This window comes from Enterobacter sp. MF024 (assembly GCF_005843915.1).
Taxonomy (GTDB): Bacteria; Pseudomonadota; Gammaproteobacteria; order Enterobacterales; family Enterobacteriaceae; genus Enterobacter; species Enterobacter barmai.
The window spans coordinates 346962-366502 of record NZ_VCBB01000001.1; the positions used below are offsets into that span (position 1 = coordinate 346962).

At 54.5% G+C, this 19541-nt stretch carries 19 protein-coding genes; 16 read left to right on the forward strand and 3 right to left on the reverse strand.

Annotation, left to right across the window (positions count from 1 at the left end; translation table 11 throughout):
* The first annotated feature begins 450 nt into the window (after positions 1–450).
* The 6 genes from FFB58_RS01820 to FFB58_RS01845 are packed head-to-tail and all read left to right on the forward strand — an operon-like array spanning position 451 to position 6509.
* On the forward strand, positions 451–981 hold the full coding sequence (locus tag FFB58_RS01820; RefSeq protein ID WP_039029096.1) for a fimbrial protein: 531 nt from the start codon (positions 451–453) through the stop codon (positions 979–981).
* Between the two features lie 59 nt (positions 982–1040).
* Positions 1041–1718 carry a fimbria/pilus periplasmic chaperone gene (locus FFB58_RS01825; RefSeq protein ID WP_138368797.1) on the forward strand — a complete coding sequence of 226 codons (678 nt, stop codon included), beginning with the start codon at positions 1041–1043 and terminating at the stop codon, positions 1716–1718.
* 44 nt (positions 1719–1762) lie between these two features.
* Entirely contained in the window at positions 1763–4270 is a 2508-nt protein-coding gene (locus FFB58_RS01830; RefSeq protein WP_138368798.1) for a fimbria/pilus outer membrane usher protein, read from the forward strand.
* Positions 4271–4294: 24 nt separating this feature from the next.
* Positions 4295–5302, forward strand: a complete 1008-nt coding sequence (locus tag FFB58_RS01835) for a fimbrial protein (RefSeq protein ID WP_138368799.1) — start codon at positions 4295–4297, stop codon at positions 5300–5302.
* Between the two features lie 13 nt (positions 5303–5315).
* Positions 5316–5828 (forward strand): fimbrial protein, encoded by a 513-nt coding sequence (locus FFB58_RS01840; protein ID WP_138368800.1) that lies wholly within the window; start codon positions 5316–5318, stop codon positions 5826–5828.
* 42 nt (positions 5829–5870) lie between these two features.
* A complete protein-coding gene (locus FFB58_RS01845) occupies positions 5871–6509 on the forward strand; it encodes a LuxR C-terminal-related transcriptional regulator (RefSeq protein ID WP_138368801.1) in 639 nt (212 codons plus the stop codon).
* 54 nt (positions 6510–6563) lie between these two features.
* Here the strand turns inward: FFB58_RS01845 and FFB58_RS01850 are convergent, their stop codons facing one another.
* Positions 6564–8135 carry a methyl-accepting chemotaxis protein gene (locus FFB58_RS01850; protein ID WP_138368802.1) on the reverse strand — a complete coding sequence of 524 codons (1572 nt, stop codon included), beginning with the start codon at positions 8133–8135 and terminating at the stop codon, positions 6564–6566.
* Positions 8136–8609: 474 nt separating this feature from the next.
* Between FFB58_RS01850 and sufA the strand changes: the two genes are divergently transcribed.
* The 7 genes from sufA to FFB58_RS01885 all read left to right on the forward strand — a co-directional run bounded on the left by sufA (position 8610) and on the right by FFB58_RS01885 (position 15242).
* Complete coding sequence (gene sufA / locus FFB58_RS01855) at positions 8610–8978, forward strand: Fe-S cluster assembly scaffold SufA (RefSeq protein WP_138368803.1); 369 nt, start codon at positions 8610–8612, stop codon at positions 8976–8978.
* An 8-nt stretch (positions 8979–8986) separates the two neighbouring features.
* A complete protein-coding gene (sufB, locus tag FFB58_RS01860; protein ID WP_039029103.1) occupies positions 8987–10474 on the forward strand; it encodes a Fe-S cluster assembly protein SufB in 1488 nt (495 codons plus the stop codon).
* Positions 10475–10490: 16 nt separating this feature from the next.
* Complete coding sequence (gene sufC, locus FFB58_RS01865; RefSeq protein WP_039029104.1) at positions 10491–11237, forward strand: Fe-S cluster assembly ATPase SufC; 747 nt, start codon at positions 10491–10493, stop codon at positions 11235–11237.
* Positions 11212–12483, forward strand: coding sequence for a Fe-S cluster assembly protein SufD (gene sufD, locus FFB58_RS01870; protein WP_138368804.1), 1272 nt, complete (start codon positions 11212–11214; stop codon positions 12481–12483). Before sufC ends, sufD begins: the two co-directional genes overlap by 26 nt.
* The gene (gene sufS, locus FFB58_RS01875) at positions 12480–13700 is read left to right on the forward strand and encodes a cysteine desulfurase SufS (RefSeq protein ID WP_138368805.1); all 1221 of its coding nucleotides are present in this window, start codon (positions 12480–12482) and stop codon (positions 13698–13700) included. Before sufD ends, sufS begins: the two co-directional genes overlap by 4 nt.
* Before the next feature lie 14 nt (positions 13701–13714).
* Positions 13715–14131, forward strand: coding sequence for a cysteine desulfuration protein SufE (gene sufE / locus FFB58_RS01880; RefSeq protein ID WP_039029107.1), 417 nt, complete (start codon positions 13715–13717; stop codon positions 14129–14131).
* Between the two features lie 97 nt (positions 14132–14228).
* A complete protein-coding gene (locus FFB58_RS01885; RefSeq protein WP_039029108.1) occupies positions 14229–15242 on the forward strand; it encodes a L,D-transpeptidase family protein in 1014 nt (337 codons plus the stop codon).
* Between the two features lie 62 nt (positions 15243–15304).
* Here FFB58_RS01885 and lpp read toward each other — a convergent pair whose 3' ends face one another.
* Positions 15305–15541: a murein lipoprotein Lpp gene (lpp, locus tag FFB58_RS01890; protein ID WP_001082307.1), complete on the reverse strand. Its 237-nt coding sequence runs from the start codon at positions 15539–15541 to the stop codon at positions 15305–15307.
* Between the two features lie 310 nt (positions 15542–15851).
* Complete coding sequence (gene pykF, locus FFB58_RS01895) at positions 15852–17273, reverse strand: pyruvate kinase PykF (protein ID WP_039029109.1); 1422 nt, start codon at positions 17271–17273, stop codon at positions 15852–15854.
* 177 nt (positions 17274–17450) lie between these two features.
* Between pykF and FFB58_RS22845 the strand changes: the two genes are divergently transcribed.
* The 3 genes from FFB58_RS22845 (at position 17451) to FFB58_RS01910 (ending at position 19540) form a co-directional block, all read left to right on the forward strand.
* Positions 17451–17693 carry a hypothetical protein gene (locus tag FFB58_RS22845; RefSeq protein ID WP_072036632.1) on the forward strand — a complete coding sequence of 81 codons (243 nt, stop codon included), beginning with the start codon at positions 17451–17453 and terminating at the stop codon, positions 17691–17693.
* A gap of 163 nt (positions 17694–17856) precedes the next feature.
* Positions 17857–18879 (forward strand): ATP-binding cassette domain-containing protein, encoded by a 1023-nt coding sequence (locus FFB58_RS01905; RefSeq protein ID WP_039029110.1) that lies wholly within the window; start codon positions 17857–17859, stop codon positions 18877–18879.
* Positions 18872–19540, forward strand: coding sequence for a methionine ABC transporter permease (locus tag FFB58_RS01910; protein WP_032617773.1), 669 nt, complete (start codon positions 18872–18874; stop codon positions 19538–19540). Before FFB58_RS01905 ends, FFB58_RS01910 begins: the two co-directional genes overlap by 8 nt.
* Position 19541: the final 1 nt, after the last annotated feature.

The following is a 19541-nucleotide window of genomic DNA, read 5'->3' on the forward strand; positions in this document are numbered from 1 at the left end:
TTATCTTAAAAACCATTGACGCAGGGAATATGTGGGTTTGGTCTAAAAATAGACCGGACACAAGCCTCGTTAGTTAACATCATGATTGATCATTGTTTTTCTACTGAGTCTATTAATAGACCCAACGAGGGCAGGCATGGTTCTATTCATAAGAATGAGATGGGGCCCCTCACGATGTGCTGAATTTCGTCGGTGATGCCAATGAAAAAAAGCTGACCCAAAGTCTACAACTAGACTGAAAAACAATTTGAGTTTGGGGAGGTCTTTATATAAATTGCCGCCATGTGAGTAAAAAACAGACAGTGTCTTTTATATGCAGACAGGGTTTTGTTCTTTTATTTACACCCAGGAACCAGCATAGCGGGCATACAAAAATAAAAGGTGATAAACACCTTATGGATGCTTTTGCCCAAAAATGGTGATGACAAAAGTAATTAAGGAAATGATTTTATGAAAAAGAATATTATTATTGTTGCGTTAACAGCTCTCGCTGCCGTTTCGTCCTCTTCTGTCTTCGCGGCAGCAGGGACGGTTAATTTTTCCGGGAATATTCTGGATTCGGCCTGTGAGGTTGCCGTTGCATCGCAAAACCAGACTGTGGTCATTGGTAACTTCTATAAATCAGAATTCGCAGGTATGGGGGACAGAACCGCAGCAAAAGACTTCGACATTATATTAAAAGATTGTCCCGTTACCGTCACCTCAGCAAAAGTCCGTTTTGACGGTGCGCCGGATTTAGTTAACCCAAGCCTGCTGGCCATTAACTCTTCAGTTGCCGGTGCGGCGACCGGGGTGGCGATTAATCTGATGTCTGCAGATAAAGCCGATCTGCCGCTGCATGGCGAGAATAACTACAACTATGTTCTGAGCAGCACCCAGGATAATACACTGAAGTTTTATGCTCAGTATATTTCCACGGCGTCAAGCGTGACGGCGGGGCCAGCAAACTCTGTCGCCAACTTCTCTGTTGTTTATAACTGATTTCCTGACCGGATATCAGATGGGGCCGGAAAACGGCCCCGTTGTTACTGAGGTATGTAATGAAATTCGTTCACAAAACCCTGCTCTCCAGTCTGCTTATTCTGACCGGCGTATCAACTGCACAGGCAGGTATCGTTATTGGCGGAACTCGCCTTGTCTTTGATGGCAGTAAAAAAGAAGCGTCTATCAACGTAAATAATCCTGACAACTCGCCGTATCTTATTCAGTCGTGGATAGAGGCGGCGGGTGACAGCACGCAAAAGCCGCCTTTTATTATTACGCCACCTCTTTACCGGCTGGATAAAGGACAGCAAAACGTTGAGCGGGTGGTATTAACCGGGGCATTACCTCAGGATCGTGAGAGTCTGTTCTGGCTGAATATAAAATCGATTCCTTCAGCAACCACGGTGGAGAACTCGCTGCAAATTGCCGTAAAAACACGCATTAAATTAATTTACCGTCCGGCAGGATTAAAGCGCTCAACACCAGAGGAGCAGGCCGATAAATTAACCTGGCGACGCAGTGGAAATAAAATAGAGGTTACTAACCCTACCGACTATGTCATGAATTTCAACGAAATTACCGTCGGGGGTAAAAAAGTGCCGGAAGCAACCTGGATATTGCCGCATTCACAAACGGCAATCTCTCTGCCTGCACAAATCACGTCAGGTGCAGTGGTATTTAAATTGATCAGCGATTTTGGCGGTACAGGGGAAGCACATACGGCAAACCTGTGACCAATAACAGGGGTTAAAGGTGATATTCATGGAGCAGCGTTAAGATGGACATCAGTAGATATAAAATCACGTGGCTGGCATGGTTTATTACCCTTGCCCTGGCGAGTGGTTTAAATAAAACTCATGCACGAGAATTTTTTAACCCGGATTTAATCGAGCTCGATAATCCAGGCATCGACAAGGCCGATCTACAGGGTTTTGAAACAGGTTCCCAGGCGGCAGGTATTTACCATGTGGATATCATACTTGACGGTCAGCTGACGGATACCCAGGACATCACCTTTAACAAAGTCAGTGATACGCAGGGGGAGACGCGGCTTGAGCCCTGTCTGAGCGTCGAAATGCTGAGCAAATGGGGCGTTAAGACGGAGCACTTTCCACAGCTTAATCAGCCCGGTACGCCATGTGCGCGTCTGGGGGCCATTCCCCAGGCCAGCACTGATTTTCAGTTTACCAGCCAGCGCCTGGTGATCAGCGTCCCGCAGGCTGCGCTGTCGATGCAGGCCAGAGGCTATGTTCAGCCTGCGCTGTGGGATGACGGGATCACCGCCGCGATGCTCAACTACTCGCTGAGCGGCGCAAACAACCTGAACAAAAACGGCGGCAACGACAGCAGCCAGTACGCCAACCTGCGACCGGGCCTCAACATCGGCCCCTGGCGACTGCGCAACTACACCACCTGGTCACGGGACAACGACGGCCACACGCAGTGGGATAGCGTCTATACCTATGCCCAGCGCGGCATTGTCCCGCTGAAAGCCCAGCTGACGCTCGGAGACAGCTCCTCACCGGCCGACGTGTTTGACAGCCTGCCTTTTCGCGGCGGACAGCTGGCGTCAGACGATGACATGCTGCCGGATTCGCTCCGGGGATACGCCCCGGTGGTGCGCGGCATTGCCAGAACCAACGCGCAGGTGATTATCCGCCAGAACGGCTACCAGATTTACCAGAACTATGTTGCACCGGGCGCGTTTGAAATTACCGATATGTACCCGACCGGTGGCGCAGGGGATCTCGACGTCACCATTAACGAGGCCGACGGCAGCGTGCAGCACTTTACCGTGCCCTTTGCTTCCCTGCCGGTTTTGCAGCGTGAAGGGCAGCTGAAGTACGCCGTCACCGGCGGGCAGTACCGCTCATGGGATAGCCGCGTCGATAAGACGCCGTTCAGCCAGCTGACCGGGATCTACGGACTTCCGTATGGCCTGACCCTGTACGGCGGTTTTCAGGGTGCGAGTAAATACCAGTCGCTGGCCGCCGGGCTGGGAAAAAATATGGGCGATTTCGGCGCCTTTTCCGCGGATGTCACCCAGGGCTGGTCCACGCCGAAAGATGAGCAAAAATCGAACGGTCAGTCCTGGCGGGCGCGGTACAGCAAGAATTTTATCGGCACCGGGACCAACTTTGCCATCGCCGGCTATCGCTACTCCACCCGCGGCTTTTACGGGATGCAGGAGGTGCTGGACTCTTATGGCAGCGACAGTGCGCTCATCGAAAGGCGTCGTAACCGTGCCGAGCTAACCATGAGCCAGTCCCTGGGCAATAACCTCGGCTCTCTGATTTTAAGCGCCATGAGGGAAGATTACTGGAACGATGGTCAGTCGAAGACCTCATGGAGCCTGGGCTATAACAACTTCTGGCGTAGTGTCAGTTACGGCTTGACCTACACCTACAGTCACAACGGGAGCAACAGCGACGGTCGGTATGCTAAAGACCAGATGGTCGCTTTCAATATCAGCGTTCCGCTGGCGGCCTTCCTGCCGCAGACCTGGGTGAACTACAGCGTCACCGCCAGTAAGAACGGTGGCACCACGCACAATCTGGGGATCAACGGCACCGCGCTGGAAAATAATGCGCTTAGCTGGAACGTCCAGCAGGGGTACGGTACCAACAATGTGGGGTATACCGGCAACGTTAACGGGGATTACAAAGGCACCTACGGTGAAGTGACCGCTGGCTACAGCTACGACCAGCACAGCGATCGGCTGAATTACGGCCTGCAGGGTGGGGTGGTTGCCCACGAAGACGGCATCACCTTTTCTCAGGCGCTGGGCGAAACCAACGTGCTGATCAAAGCGCCGGGGGCTGCCGGGGTAGGGGTGCAAAACCAGTCGGGGGCCAGGACGGATTACCGCGGTTATACCCTGAGCGGCAATATTACGCCGTACCGGAAAAACGATATCTCGCTGTTGACCGACACCCTGCCCGCCGACGTTGAACTGGAACAGACGGTGCAGACCGTTGTGCCGACCCGGGGGGCCATTGTGCGGGCCAGCTATGTCGCCAGCGTCGGGCAGCGGATCCTGATGACGCTCACCCGGCAAAATGGCCAGCCCGTTCCGTTCGGGGCAATTGCCACGGTGAACGGGGCGCAGAATTCGGGCTTTATTGTCGGCGATAGCGGGCAGGTTTATTTAACCGGTTTGCAGCCGGATGTGAAATTGACCGTGAAGTGGGGCGAAGGTGAACAACAGCGTTGCCAGGCTCATTACACACTTAATAACAAGCAACCCGCCAGCGATATTATTCGTGCCGATGTTGTTTGCCGTTAAATAAATTTATGTGGATTACTCGAAATGTCTATTATCAGACGTCTGTTAATTTTGCTGGGGATCGTATTTCCGCTTTACGGATACGGGTGTGATTACACCACTATCGGCGCCCCTTATTCCGTTAATTACGGCAATATTATCGTCCAGCGCGATGTTCCCGTCGGGCAGGCGATAAGCAACGAAATTTATGGCTCGATGGCGCTGGCATACAGCTGCACGGCAACCGGAAATGAAGGCTCAACCACCGGGATGAAAAGCGGGGTATTAACCTATGCGTTTACCTCCGCTAATGGTCGCCGGGTGTATCAAACCAACCTGCCGGGCGTTGGGGTCTCACTCGGTTACTATGAGAAAACCACCGCCGGACCAAACTCATTCAGTGGCGATACCTGGCTCGGGGCCGATCTGTTCACAGCCTCATGGTCGTCGAATCCGAATGAAGTGGATGCCAGCAACTTCCAGCCGATCATCCAGTTCTGGAAAACCGGCAATATCACCTCGGGTTCGGTAACCGGGCAACTGGTGTCGTTTGTGGCCTGGACCGAGCAATATCGGGGTGGGGCGGCGGCCCCGGAGATCCCGGTTTATGCAGGAACCGGTTCGATTACTCAGGTGGCCTGTGACATCACGACGCCAAATCTGGTGTTCCCCCTGGGCGACATACCGGCAGGTGATTTCGGCGATACCGTTGGCACCGTCCCGGAACGGGGGCAGAACACGCAGAACCTCGGCCTCAACTGCGACAGTGGCGCCAATATTAACGTCACGCTGAGCGGCGTTCAGTACCCAGGATTCAGTGACAACAGCGTGCTGGCGCTATCCGGACAGGGCTCGCCGGGCGTCGCTAACGGTGTCGGCGTGCAGTTGCTTTATGACGGCAGACCACTGGTACTCAACAGCACCATTGCGCTGAAACAGACGACAGGCGGTCAGGAGAGTTTCGCAATCACCGCCCGCTATTATCAAACCAAAACCTCGGTAAGCACAGGAATCGCAAATGCCAGTGCCACCCTGATCCTCACCTATCAATAAAAGGAAAAGGTCGATGACGCTCAATATCATCGCGGCCGCGTTCGCCTGCCTGTTTACCGCCGGGGCGGCAGCAACGGATGCGGTCAGTATCGCCGTAAAAGGCAGAATTGTGGCCTCCCCGTGTGTGTTTAACGGGGGAAACTCGGTTGTAAACGTCAGTCTCGGGAACATGCAGGCACAAAATATGGTGACACCGGCTTCAGCATCCACGCCCGTGCCTTTCAGTCTCACCTTTACCGACTGCCCGGCAGCAACCCAAAGCGTGACGGCCACCTTTAGCGGAACCGCCGATCCCGTGGCCGGGACGAATTATTACAAGAACAGCGGTTCAGCGACGAATATCGCACTGGGCATTATTGAAACCAGCTCAGGGAGCTTAAAAGGCCCGGGTAACAGCATTACCCAAAATATTGCTGCCGATCGTACCGCCACCATGAATATGCAGGCGATTGCTTATTCCGATACCGGCGGTGTCACCCCCGGCACCCTCAGCGTCGCGGTGGTCGCGACGCTGGAATACAACTAATTCTGAATACGAAAGACGATAAACAGGAAGTGGAGGAGAGATATGACCATCAACGTGCTTATTAAAGAGACAGAGACACTTTACTGTTATGCGCTGAAAAATTTCATTGCCGATGTATTCAGAACGCAGTTTCTGAGTGAGATTAATTTTATTACGGAATTTACCCGGGAGAGCATCAGCGATGCCGATATTATTGTGCTCTCTCTTTGCCGGGGCGAGCCTTTTATCTGCACGCCCGAATTACTGGCCCGCAATAAAGGGGTGATGATTGGTATGGTCAGTGGCGAACAGTACGATAAAGAGACGTTACCGGGCTGTTTTAAAGAGATGGTTTTCATCTCGCGGGATGCCCCGTTAAACGACTTTTATCAGGTTTTCCGGGCGGCATGGCAAACCCTGCAGAGCGATGAGCAAAAGAGCGACAGCCTCTCCTGCGCCGATTGCCATCACCGGACGTTATCGCCCCGGCAAACCGTGATCATGGCGAGCCTGTATCAGGGGCTGTCGACGCCTGAAATCGCCAAAAAGCTGCAGATCGATTACAAAACGGTGTATGCGCATAAGTATGACGTTATGCAGAAATTCCAGCTGGGCAGCGACCACGACCTGCAGGTGCTGCTGTCCAGAATGCGGGAAAAAAATACCCAGATAAATTTGCTGCGCGAATGCCTAAGAACGTGATGGCGCGCTGGAATGCGACAACCAGCCCACAGGGGCTGGTTGTCTGGCAAAGCGTCAGACGCTTTGCGGCTTCACTCGGAATACCGCCACGCTTTGTGCCAGCAGATCCGCCTGATCGTTAACCCCTGCGGCCGTGGTCGCGACCTCTTCCACCAGTGCGGCGTTTTGCTGCGTGACGTGATCCATCTGGGTGATTGCAACCCGGATCTGCTCCACGCCCCGGCGCTGCTCCTCGGAGGCGAGGGCAATACTCTCCATCACCTGGTTCACCTTGCCAACGGATTGGCTGATTTCAAGCATCGTCTGGCTGGTTTTACCGGCAAGCGCAGCACCTTCCTGAATATAGAGCGTCGATTCGTTTATCAGGGTGGTGATCTCTTTGGCCGATTCGGCACAGCGACGGGCGAGATTGCGAACTTCCCCTGCCACCACCGCAAAGCCGCGGCCCGTCTGCCCGGCGCGCGCCGCTTCCACGGCGGCATTCAGCGCCAGGATATTGGTCTGGAACGCGATGCCGTCGATCACGCTGATAATGTCGACCATCTTCTGCGCACTCTGGCTGATGGCATCCATTTTTTGCGTCACATCCTGCATCTGCTTTTCGCCCGCGCTGGCGATCTTCGCCGTATTCTGCGCCATCTGTGAGGCATTAAGCGCGTTATCGGTATTCATCTTCACGGTAGAGGTGATCTGCTCCATGCTGGCCGCCGTCTCGACAACGGCTGCGGCCTGCTCTTCCGTGCGCCGGGACAGATCGTTATTCCCGGAGGCAATCTCCTGCGTACCGATATTGATCGTCTCCACGCCGTTTCGAATCGACCTGACAGTGTCGTTCAGTCCGGCCTGCATAGCCTGCAGCGAGGCGCACAGTTGCCCGATTTCATTGGTGCTGGTGACGCGGATCTCCCCTGTCAGATTTCCGTTACCAATATTGTCGAAGTGGTGCGCGACATCCTGCAATGGACGCACCAGCGTTTTCCGCATCCAGATATTGATCATGAAGAACATAATAATCGCGACGATAATCATGCCCGACATCAGAATTAACGAAAACGAATAAGAGTTATTGCTGAACTGAATAACTTTATCTAATGCTGACTGAGTTTTAGCAATATAAGCGGTATAATCGCTGTCCCACTGTTTACGCGCGTTGTTAATCTGCTCGCGGTGGCTGTCCAGAAACGCTTTTATATCCTGCGCGGAAGCGTCTGAATTTAATGCTCCCTGATTCAATTTAACCGTCTCAACCATTTGATTGTAGCTGCGGTTCATCTGCTGCCCTAATTCTGGCAGCGAGGTAGACAGGCCGGGGATCTCAACAAACAGCTGATACTGCCGATCGGCTTCTTTAAGCAGGGCATTGATTTTGTTCATTGTTTCCGGCGTATCAACCGGCTCGTTATGGATCCTGGCCTGAAACGTTGAGTCAATCAATATACGCACGCTTAACAGATTATCGCGGGTGGCATTCAACGCTTTTTGTTCGCTGGAGTTATAACTCATCTTTGTCACATAGCTGTTGCTGAGCTTGAGGAAATAAAGCCCCAGCCCGCTGGAGAGCACAAGCATAAGGGTAAATAATCCCAGCACGATCATTAACCCTGAGCTAATTTTTAAATTTTTCAAGTCGACTCCTTTAAGATGGACTGAAGCAATTACATTTCTCAGGGTCTTTATCGGCAAGGGTGAGAGCGGGTTGAGGTGATAAAGCGGATATTCAGGCAAAACGCGAAATACGCATTAAATAGCCAAAACGACATCGTTGCGCAGAAGAGAAAGTTGATGATCCGGATGCGTATAAAAGCGGTGTCACGGCGCAATCAAGTGAGCGTAGAAAGAGCTATCCCAAAAATAGGCATTTTCTATACATATTTTCGCTTTTGACCATTTCTGCCGATTTCCTTTCGTAATCCTCAGCATTATCAACAAATTAAACATTCGCCCTCAGGCCTGATAAGCCCGTCAGCAGGGTCTATGCTTAATGAAAGTAAGCAAAAAGGGCGATTAAGCCGAATGACCCTGCAACTGAGGGGTTGAAGTGATAATCATTATCACTAACATGGTGTTATGCCCAGGGGGCGCAATACATGAGGTGGACTTATGGAACAGCATTCAGAAACGTTTGATCCGACAGATTTCGCGTGGCGTGGATTATCGCTTACGCCTGCCGCTGCGGCGCACATTCGCGACCTGGTCAGCAAACAGGCAGGCATGCTTGGCGTGCGGTTAGGGGTGAAGCAGACCGGCTGCGCCGGTTTCGGCTATGTCCTGACGACCGTCAGCCAGCCGGAGAAAGACGATCTGGTCTTTGAACATGACGGTGCCCGACTTTATGTGCCGCTACAGGCGATGCCGTTTATTGACGGTACGGAAGTGGATTACGTGCGCGAAGGCTTGAACCAGTTATTCAAATTCAATAACCCGAAAGCCCAGAACGAATGCGGCTGCGGCGAAAGTTTTGGGGTATAGGCGGTATTATGTCTCGACATACTGAAGCAACTGACGATGTCAACACCTGGTCCGGTGGCCATATTAATTATAAAGAGGGCTTCTTCACCCAATTGCAGACCGACGAGCTGGCAAAAGGGATCAATGAAGAGGTCATTCGCGCCATTTCGGCCAAACGTAATGAACCCGACTGGATGCTGGAGTTCCGCCTGAATGCGTTCAGGGCCTGGCTGGAGATGGACGAGCCGCACTGGCTGAAGGCGCACTACGACAAGCTGAACTATCAGGATTACAGCTACTACTCCGCGCCATCCTGCGGCAACTGCGACGACACCTGCGCCTCAGAGCCCGGTGCGGTGCAGCAGACCGGGGCCAATGCCTTTTTAAGCAAAGAGGTGGAAGAGGCCTTCGAACAGCTCGGCGTGCCGGTGCGAGAAGGGCGTGAAGTGGCGGTTGACGCCATCTTCGACTCCGTGTCGGTGGCCACCACCTACCGGGAAAAGCTCGGCGAGCAGGGAATTATTTTCTGCTCCTTCGGCGAAGCCATCCACGATCACCCTGAGCTTGTGAAGAAGTATCTCGGTACCGTGGTGCCGGGCAACGACAACTTCTTTGCCGCCCTGAATGCGGCGGTAGCCTCCGACGGCACCTTTATCTACGTGCCGAAGGGCGTGCGCTGCCCGATGGAACTCTCCACCTATTTCCGCATCAACGCCGAGAAAACCGGCCAGTTTGAACGCACTATCCTCGTCGCCGACGAGGGCAGCTACGTCAGCTATATCGAGGGCTGTTCCGCCCCGGTGCGCGACAGCTACCAGCTGCACGCTGCGGTAGTGGAAGTGATCATCCATAAAGACGCGGAAGTAAAATACTCCACGGTACAGAACTGGTTCCCGGGGGATAACAACACCGGCGGCATCCTGAACTTCGTCACCAAACGCGCCCTCTGCGAAGGTGAAAATAGCAAGATGTCCTGGACCCAGTCGGAAACCGGCTCCGCCATCACCTGGAAATACCCGAGCTGCATTCTGCGCGGGGATAACTCCATCGGCGAGTTCTACTCCGTGGCGCTGACCAGCGGACATCAGCAGGCCGATACCGGCACCAAGATGATCCACATCGGCAAGAACACCAAATCGACCATCATCTCGAAAGGGATCTCGGCGGGTAAAAGCCAGAACAGCTACCGCGGCTTAGTCAAAATCATGCCGACGGCGACCAACGCGCGTAACTTTACCCAGTGCGACTCGATGCTGATTGGCCCGGACTGCGGGGCGCACACCTTCCCGTACGTCGAGTGCCGCAACAACAGCGCCCAGCTGGAGCACGAAGCGACCACCTCGCGGATTGGCGAAGATCAGCTCTTCTACTGCCTGCAGCGCGGCATCAGCGAAGAAGACGCCATCTCGATGATTGTCAACGGCTTCTGTAAGGATGTGTTCTCTGAACTGCCGCTGGAGTTTGCCGTGGAAGCACAGAAATTACTGGCGATTAGCCTTGAACACAGCGTCGGTTAAGGATTAAGGAAAGCACATGTTAAGCATTAAAGATTTACAGGTCAGTGTGGAAGATAAAGCGATCCTGCGCGGCCTGAGCCTTGAGGTTCGCCCGGGCGAAGTGCATGCCATTATGGGCCCTAACGGCTCCGGGAAAAGTACGCTGTCGGCCACACTGGCCGGGCGCGAAGATTACGAAGTGGTTGGCGGATCGGTGGACTTTAAGGGCAAAGATCTGCTGGAGCTGTCGCCGGAAGAGAGAGCCGGAGAGGGCATCTTTATGGCCTTCCAGTATCCGGTGGAGATCCCGGGGGTCAGCAACCAGTTCTTCCTGCAGACCGCGCTGAACGCGGTGCGCAAATACCGCAGCGAAGAGGAGCTGGATCGCTTCGACTTCCAGGATCTGATGGAAGAGAAAATTCAGCTGCTGAAGATGCCGGAAGATCTGCTTACCCGTTCGGTCAACGTCGGTTTTTCCGGCGGGGAGAAGAAGCGTAACGACATCCTGCAGATGGCGGTACTTGAGCCGGAACTGTGCATCCTCGATGAAACCGACTCCGGGCTGGACATCGACGCCCTGAAGATCGTTGCCGACGGCGTTAACGCCCTGCGCGACGGCAAGCGGTCGTTCATCATCGTCACCCACTATCAGCGCATCCTTGACTACATCAAGCCTGATTACGTGCATGTGCTCTATCAGGGGCGAATTGTGAAATCCGGTGATTTCACGCTGGTCAAACAGCTGGAGGAGCAGGGCTATGGCTGGCTTAGCGAACAGCAGTAACGCGCTGCAGCAGTGGCATCGTCTGTTTGAAGCGCAGGGCCAGACGCGCTCGGAGCAGGCGCAACAGCACCTGCAGCAGATGCTGCGCCTCGGGTTGCCGACGCGTAAGCACGAAAACTGGAAATACACCCCGCTGGACGGGCTGCTCAACGGCGAGTTCGTGGCGCGTCCGGCAAGCGTTGAACCTCGCGACCGCGATGCGCTGGCGCTGACCCTGGATGCCACACGGCTGGTCTTTGTCGACGGGCGCTTTAACGCGGATCTGAGCGACAGCACCGACGAGAGCGGGTTCGAAGTGGTGATCAACGACGAACGTCAGAACCTGCCGACAGCGGTTCAGCCGGAGCTGTTCCTGCATCTGACCGAAAGCCTGGCCCAGAGCGTGACCCATATCAGCGTGAAGCGTAACGCCCGCCCGGCGAAGCCGCTGCTCCTGCTGCATATCACCCAGGGGCTGGCAGGTGAGGAGATCAACACCGCTCATTATCGCCACCATCTGGAACTTGCCGAGGGGGCGGAAGCCACGATCGTTGAACACTACGTCAGTCTCAACGACATGCGCCATTTCACCGGCGCGCGCCTGACCATGAACGTGGCGGCCAACGCCCGGCTGCACCATATTAAGCTGGCGTTTGAGAATGCGGCGAGCCACCACTTCGCCCATAACGATCTGCAGATGGCCGCCGATGGGTCGGCGTTCAGCCACAGCTTCCTGCTGGGCGGCGCGGTCCTGCGCCATAACACCAGCACCCAGCTGAACGGTGAAAACACCACCCTGCGCATCAACAGCCTGGCGATGCCGGTGAAAAACGAGGTGTGCGACACCCGCACCTGGCTTGAGCACAACAAGGGCTACTGCAACAGCCGTCAGCTGCATAAGACCATCGTCAGCGACAAAGGTCGCGCGGTCTTTAACGGGCTGATCAACGTGGCCCAGCACGCCATTAAAACCGACGGGCAGATGACCAACAACAATCTGCTGATGGGCCGCCTGGCGGAGGTGGACACCAAACCGCAGCTGGAAATCTACGCCGATGACGTGAAGTGCAGCCACGGTGCCACCGTGGGCCGGATCGACGACGAGCAGATGTTCTATCTTCGCTCCCGCGGGATCGACAAACAGGCGGCAGAGAAGATGATCATCTACGCCTTCGCTGCCGAACTGACCGAGGCCCTCGGGCATGAAACATTAAGACAGCAGGTGCTGGCGCGTATCGGCCTGCGTCTGCCTGGAGGTGTGGCATGAATTTCCCTGTAGAGAAAGTGCGGGCGGATTTTCCCGTCCTGACCCGTGAAGTGAACGGTCTGCCGCTTGCCTATCTCGACAGCGCCGCCAGCGCGCAAAAGCCTGCCCAGGTGATCGAGGCCGAAGCGGAATTTTACCGGCACGGCTACGCGGCGGTGCACCGGGGGATCCACACCCTCAGCGCCGAAGCGACCCAGCGGATGGAAAACGTCCGCACCCGGGCGGCGGCGTTCTTAAATGCCCGCTCGCCGGAGGAGCTGGTCTTTGTGCGCGGCACCACCGAGGGGATCAACCTGGTGGCGAACAGCTGGGGCAGCGCGGAGGTTCACGCGGGGGATAACATCATCATCACCCAGATGGAGCACCACGCCAATATTGTCCCCTGGCAGATGCTGTGCGAGCGCGTCGGGGCAGAGCTGCGGGTGATCCCGCTTAATCAGGACGGCACCTTACAGCTTGAGCGGCTGGAAAGCCTGCTGGATGAACGCACCCGGCTGGTGGCCATCACTCAGGTCTCCAACGTGCTGGGCACCGAAAACCCGGTTGCGGAGATTATCGCCAAAGCCCATCTGGCAGGGGCGAAAGTGCTGATCGATGGCGCCCAGGCGGTGATGCACCATACGGTGGACGTGCAGGCGCTGGACTGCGACTTCTACGTCTTTTCCGGGCACAAGCTCTACGGGCCAAACGGCATCGGCGTCCTCTACGTTAAAGACGAGATTTTACAGGCCATGCCGCCGTGGGAAGGGGGCGGGTCGATGATCGCCACCGTCAGCCTGAACGAAGGCACCACCTACGCACGCGCGCCGTGGCGATTTGAAGCGGGCACGCCCAACACCGGGGGCATTATCGGGCTGGGCGCGGCGATGGAGTATGTGTCAGCCATTGGTCTGGATGCCATCGCCGAGTATGAGCAGATGCTGATGCGCTACGCGCTGGCGGAGCTGGCCAGCGTGCCGGATCTGACGCTGTACGGCCCGGCAGGTCGCCTGGGAGTGATTGCCTTTAATCTCGGCAAGCACCACGCCTATGACGTCGGCAGTTTTCTTGATAACTATGGCGTGGCGGTGCGCACCGGACACCACTGCGCCATGCCGCTGATGGCGTTCTATCAGGTACCGGCGATGTGCCGCGCGTCGCTGGTGATGTACAACACAACGGAAGAGGTCGACAGACTGGTGGCAGGGCTGAAGCGTATCCACCGTCTGCTGGGCTAACAAGAGGGTAAGAGATGGCTGCATTGCCAGACAGAGACAAATTGCTGCGCAACTTTACCCGTTGCGCAAACTGGGAAGAGAAGTACCTCTACATCATTGAGCTGGGGCAGCGTCTGCCTGCCCTTAGCGAAAGCGACCATGTTCCGGAAAATAGTATTCAGGGCTGTCAGAGCCAGGTGTGGATAATAATGCACCAGAATGAAGCCGGGATGATTGAATTAGCGGGCGACAGTGATGCGGCAATAGTGAAAGGCCTTATTGCCGTCGTGTTTATTTTATATCAGCAGATGTCCCCTCAGGATATTGTCGCCTTTGACGTGCGCCCGTGGTTTGAAAAAATGGCGCTCACCCAGCATTTAACGCCGTCCCGTTCTCAGGGGCTTGAGGCGATGATCCGCGCAATCCGCTCCAAAGCCGCCAACATTAGCTAAACTATCTAAACAGCCCTCATTCTGTTCCGCGAGACGGCTCCCGCCTCGCGGATTTTTCAGCTTTCTGACGATCCGTCAGTGAATAAGGAATCTCAGTATGAAGCGCGCGTCTCTATTAACTCTCATTCTTTTTGGTTCGCTTAGCGCGCTTAATAGCGCCTGGGCGGTGGATTATCCTTTGCCACCGGCGGGCAGCCGGCTTATCGGGCAAAACCAGACGTATATTGTTCAGGAAGGTGATAATAACCTGCAGGCAATCGCGCGTCGGTTTAATACCGCTGCGCATTTAATACTCGAAACCAATAATACCATCGCCCCGGTCTATCCGGCGCCGGGAACGGTCATCACCATTCCGTCGCAGATGCTGCTGCCGGATACCCCCCGGGAAGGGATTGTGGTGAACCTGGCGGAGCTGCGGCTCTACTACTATCCGCCGGGTGAAAACAGCGTGCAGGTCTATCCGCTGGGGATTGGCCAACTGGGGCTGGAGACGCCGGTGTCCACCACGCGAATCAGCCAGAAGATCCCGAATCCGACCTGGACGCCAACGGCGGGCATCAGAGCGCGCTCGCTGGCGCAGGGTATCAAACTGCCCCCGGTGGTACCCGCAGGGCCTAATAACCCGTTAGGACGCTTTGCGCTGCGTCTGGGCATAGGCAACGGTGAATACCTGATCCATGGCACCAGCGCGCCGGACAGCGTCGGGTTGCGCGTCAGCTCCGGCTGTATGCGCATGAACGCCCCGGATATCAAAGCGCTTTTCGCCCAGACCCGGGTCGGTACGCGGGTGCAGATCATCAATGAGCCGGTAAAGTTCTCGGTTGAGCCGGACGGTAAGCGCTACGTTGAAGTGCATCGTCCGCTGGCAATGGTAGAGGGCGAAAACCCACAGACGGTGTCAATCGCGCAGTCCAGCGCCTTTACGTCATTTGTCTCACAGGGCGGCAGCGATAAACTGCTGGTGAATAAAGCCTTGTCGCGTCGGGCAGGTATCCCGGTAGTGGTATCAACAGGAGCCGGACAGGCGGTGAACAGTACGGGGCTGTCGGCGCAGAACACGCGCTTGCCGGTGGCGGCATCACAAGGTGGGCAGGAGCAGGCGATTCAGTAGAGCAAAATGCGGGGCAAAAAAAATGGCGCACAATGTGCGCCATTTTATTAACACAGGTACTATTACTTACGGTATTTAGTAGCCTGGTTGTCCAGACGCTGGTTAGCGCGTGCTGCGTCATCTTTAGCAGCCTGAACGTCGGAACGCATTGCGTTCACGTCGTTGCTCAGCTGGTCAACTTTAGCGTTCAGAGTCTGAACGTCAGAAGACAGCTGATCGATTTTAGCATTGCTGGAGCAACCTGCCAGCAGAGTAGAACCCAGGATTACCGCGCCCAGTACCAGTTTAGTACGATTCATTATTAATACCCTCTAGATTGAGTTAATCTCCATGTAGCGTTACAAGTATTACACAAAGTTTTTTAGGTTGAGAATATTTTTTTGATGGGAATATGCCTATTTTTGATCGTTCGCTCAAAGAAACACCTGTTTTGACTATTTCGTCAAAAATGTTGTGTTAAAACAGACAATTTTCATCGGATTCATCTTAGAAAACGTACCCGTTAAATAGAAAAACCCGATTTGCTTTTTTAATAAGTTTGGCTGATAGCGGAAATAAAAAAAGCGCCCCGAAGGACGCTTTTTAAACAAATTAATTCGTTCGGTATTATTACAGGACGTGAACAGATGCGGTATTAGTGGTGCCGCTTGGAACCAGCGCACCTGAAACCATCACCACTACGTCGCCTTTCTGCGCCAGGCCACGCTCAACCAGCTGCAGGGCCACTTCTTTACCCAGACGGTAGAAATCGTCAGTAGAAGCGATCTCTTTCACCAGGTGTGGAACCACGCCTTTGCTCAGCACCAGCTGACGCGCGGTCACTTCGTTAGTGGTCAGCGCCAGAATGGTCGCGTTCGGGAAGTACTTACGTACGGCTTTCGCAGATTTACCGCCCTGGGTCGCCACAACGATCAGTGGGGCTTCCAGCTTCTCGGCAGTCTCTACCGCGCCACGGCACACCGCTTCGGTGATGCGCAGCTTACGGCTGTCGTTGTTGTTGTCCAGACGGCTCTGCATCACGCGGTCGGTACGTTCGCAGATGGTCGCCATGATGGATACGGCTTCCAGCGGGTATTTACCCTTCGCGGATTCACCGGACAGCATAACGGCATCGGTACCGTCGAGGATGGCGTTGGCTACGTCGCCGGCTTCAGCGCGGGTTGGACGTGGGTTTTTGATCATGGAGTCCAGCATCTGCGTCGCGGTGATAACCACTTTACGCGCGCGGACACACTTCTCGATCATCATCTTCTGCGCGAAGATAACTTCTTCAACCGGGATCTCAACGCCCAGGTCGCCACGCGCAACCATGATGCCGTCAGACGCTTCGAGGATTTCGTCGAAGTTGTTCAGGCCTTCCTGGTTTTCGATTTTGGAGATGATCTGGATGTTTTCGCCGCCGTGGGCTTTCAGGTGCTCACGGATTTCAACGACGTCAGAACGTTTACGGATAAAGGACGCCGCAACGAAGTCAACGCCTTGCTCGCAACCGAAGATCAGGTCCTGTTTGTCTTTCTCAGCCAGCGCTGGCAGTGCGATGGAAACGCCCGGCAGGTTAACGCCTTTGTTTTCGCCCAGGTCGCCGTTGTTCAGTACTTTACAAACAACGTTTTTGCCTTCGATAGCGGTGACTTCCATACCGATCAGGCCATCGTCCACCAGAACGGTGTTGCCGACGGACAGATCGCTGGTGAAGCCTTCATAGGTTACAGCAACGATGTCGCTGTTGCCGACAACAGACTTGTCTGTGGTGAACGTGAAGGTCTGGCCCGCTTTCAGAGAAACGTCGTTGCCGCCTTCCAGTTTAATGGTACGAATTTCTGGACCTTTGGTATCCAGCAGGATTGCTGCTTTTTTACCGGTCTTGCTCATCACGTTGCGCAGGTTCTGGATGCGCTGGCCGTGTTCAGCATAGTCACCGTGAGAGAAGTTCAGACGCATCACGTTCATGCCGGCGTCCAGCATTTTGGTCAGCATCTCTTCAGATTCGGTTTTCGGGCCGATGGTGCAAACAATTTTCGTCTTTTTCATGACAGTCTTAGTCTTTAAGTTGGGAAGGATATGGAATTCTCGCTCCGGGGGCGCAGGGCCTCAGAGTCAAACCTGTGTTGCGAAATTTTTTATGACACGCAGTAAGGATAGGTGACATCAATTGAGCGTGCAGAAGAATGTGTGCCTGTGTTTCAGCCCAGGAGGAGAGGGTAAGTTGTGTGCGTTGTTTTTTGTAGTCCAAGCGCTGAAACCATTCATCAGGAGTTTGGCGCGCATTATACGCTTAAAGATGCGCAAAAGGAAAATGAAAACAGCGTTTCAAAAATTTTATATGCAGTTTCACAAAGGATTGTTATCAAGGCGTTAAGGTTCGCTGCAAGGATGTTGCGCCAGCGAAAAACCTTAAGGCAAATGCCCCATTTTTATGGCGATTACCCATTGCCGCTCCTCAACTATTGATTGCTGAAAATAAGCAATATGCCGTTTCCCGCGCGCGGCGCGGCATATCACTCAAAGTTATAAGATATTCCTTTTCATTCATTTAAAAGCTAATAACGGCTGTTTACTATCATTTGGACATCCATACTGCTAAACCGCCACAGGCGAACGGATTACCCGAATAATGATTGTACTCAGGAATATTTCGAAGATTTTTGACAACGGAAAAGTGGCGCTGACGGCCGTTGATAATGTGAACCTGGCGATAGAGCAGGGACAGATTTATGGAATTATTGGCTACAGCGGCGCGGGCAAAAGCACCTTAATTCGCCTGCTTAACGGCCTCGAAAAACCGACCACCGGCAGCGTGACCATTAACGGCCAGGACATCTCGGCGGCGAAAGGCGAAACCCTGCGCCAGGCGCGGCTGAAAATCAGTATGGTGTTTCAGCACTTCAACCTGCTGTGGTCGCGCACCGTGAGCGAGAACATCGCTTTCTCCATGCAGATTGCCGGAGTGCCAAAGGCCAAAATTAAAGCCCGCGTGACGGAACTGGTTGAGCTGGTGGGGCTGAAGGGCCGCGAACAGGCCTATCCGTCCCAGCTGAGCGGCGGACAAAAGCAGCGCGTCGGCATTGCCCGCGCGCTGGCGAATAACCCTGATGTGCTGCTCTGCGATGAGGCCACCTCGGCGCTGGACCCGCAGACCACCGATCAGATCCTCGATCTGCTCCTCGACATTAACCGTCGTTTTAAGCTGACCATCGTGCTCATCACCCATGAGATGCACGTGGTGCGCAAAATCTGCGACCGCGTGGCGGTGATGGAAAACGGCAAGGTGGTGGAGGAGGGCGAGGTACTGCAGGTCTTTACCCACCCGCAGCAGCCGATTACGCAACAGTTTGTGCGCCAGGTGAGCCAGTATGCGGAAGAAGAGACCTTCAATACCGAGCTGGCAAACGATCTGGAAGGCACCGTCATCAAGCTGACCTTTACCGGGCACAGCACCCATAAGCCGGTGGTGGGAGAACTGACGCTGCGCTACGGCCTGCCGTTTAACATCCTGCACGGCAAAATGACGCAAACCGCTCACGGCGTATTCGGCCAGCTCTGGCTGCACGTGGTGGCAACGGAAGAACAACTTAACAATATCCTCGCCGATTTGCAGCACAGTGATATTGAAGGCGAGGTAATTAAACATGGCTGAGAATCTCTTCCCGCACCTGAAATGGGACCAGCTCTGGGCCGCCACCCTGGAAACGCTGTACATGACGGCGCTCTCCGGCGTCGCCACCTTTGTACTGGGTCTGGTCCTCGGCCTGGCGCTGTTTTTAACCGCCCGCGGTGGGATGTTCCACAACCGCACGGTCTACAGCGTCATTTCGATTGTGGTGAACGTGTTCCGCTCTATCCCGTTCATTATTTTGATTGTGCTGCTGATCCCCTTCACCAAAACCGTGGTGGGGACCATCCTCGGGGCGAACGCCGCACTGCCCGCGCTGATTGTCGGTGCCGCGCCGTTCTATGCCCGTCTGGTGGAGATTGCCCTGCGTGAAGTGGACAAAGGGGTGATCGAAGCGACGCGCTCGATGGGGGCCCGTCTGAGTACCTTAATTTTTCGGGTTTTACTGCCGGAATCATCGCCAGCCCTGGTCTCGGGGATCACGGTGACGCTGATTGCCCTGGTGAGCTACAGCGCCATGGCAGGGGTGATTGGTGCCGGTGGTCTGGGAAATCTGGCTTATCTGGAAGGATTCCAGCGCAACCATGGTGACGTCACGCTGGTGGCAACGGTGACCATTTTGATCATCGTTTTCATTATCCAGTTCTGCGGCGACATCATTACTTCACTGTTAGATAAAAGATAAA

Bases quoted from the DNA above. Each gene is read 5' to 3' on its own strand.
- FFB58_RS01820 (WP_039029096.1), top strand. From the start codon at position 451: ATGAAAAAGAATATTATTATTGTTGCGTTAACAGCTCTCGCTGCCGTT.
- FFB58_RS01825 (WP_138368797.1), top strand. From the start codon at position 1,041: ATGAAATTCGTTCACAAAACCCTGCTCTCCAGTCTGCTTATTCTGACC.
- FFB58_RS01830 (WP_138368798.1), top strand. From the start codon at position 1,763: ATGGACATCAGTAGATATAAAATCACGTGGCTGGCATGGTTTATTACC.
- FFB58_RS01835 (WP_138368799.1), top strand. From the start codon at position 4,295: ATGTCTATTATCAGACGTCTGTTAATTTTGCTGGGGATCGTATTTCCG.
- FFB58_RS01840 (WP_138368800.1), top strand. From the start codon at position 5,316: ATGACGCTCAATATCATCGCGGCCGCGTTCGCCTGCCTGTTTACCGCC.
- FFB58_RS01845 (WP_138368801.1), top strand. From the start codon at position 5,871: ATGACCATCAACGTGCTTATTAAAGAGACAGAGACACTTTACTGTTAT.
- sufA (WP_138368803.1), top strand. From the start codon at position 8,610: ATGGAACAGCATTCAGAAACGTTTGATCCGACAGATTTCGCGTGGCGT.
- sufB (WP_039029103.1), top strand. From the start codon at position 8,987: ATGTCTCGACATACTGAAGCAACTGACGATGTCAACACCTGGTCCGGT.
- sufC (WP_039029104.1), top strand. From the start codon at position 10,491: ATGTTAAGCATTAAAGATTTACAGGTCAGTGTGGAAGATAAAGCGATC.
- sufD (WP_138368804.1), top strand. From the start codon at position 11,212: ATGGCTGGCTTAGCGAACAGCAGTAACGCGCTGCAGCAGTGGCATCGT.
- sufS (WP_138368805.1), top strand. From the start codon at position 12,480: ATGAATTTCCCTGTAGAGAAAGTGCGGGCGGATTTTCCCGTCCTGACC.
- sufE (WP_039029107.1), top strand. From the start codon at position 13,715: ATGGCTGCATTGCCAGACAGAGACAAATTGCTGCGCAACTTTACCCGT.
- FFB58_RS01885 (WP_039029108.1), top strand. From the start codon at position 14,229: ATGAAGCGCGCGTCTCTATTAACTCTCATTCTTTTTGGTTCGCTTAGC.
- lpp (WP_001082307.1), bottom strand. From the start codon at position 15,541: ATGAATCGTACTAAACTGGTACTGGGCGCGGTAATCCTGGGTTCTACT.
- pykF (WP_039029109.1), bottom strand. From the start codon at position 17,273: ATGAAAAAGACGAAAATTGTTTGCACCATCGGCCCGAAAACCGAATCT.
- FFB58_RS01905 (WP_039029110.1), top strand. From the start codon at position 17,857: ATGATTGTACTCAGGAATATTTCGAAGATTTTTGACAACGGAAAAGTG.
- FFB58_RS01910 (WP_032617773.1), top strand. From the start codon at position 18,872: ATGGCTGAGAATCTCTTCCCGCACCTGAAATGGGACCAGCTCTGGGCC.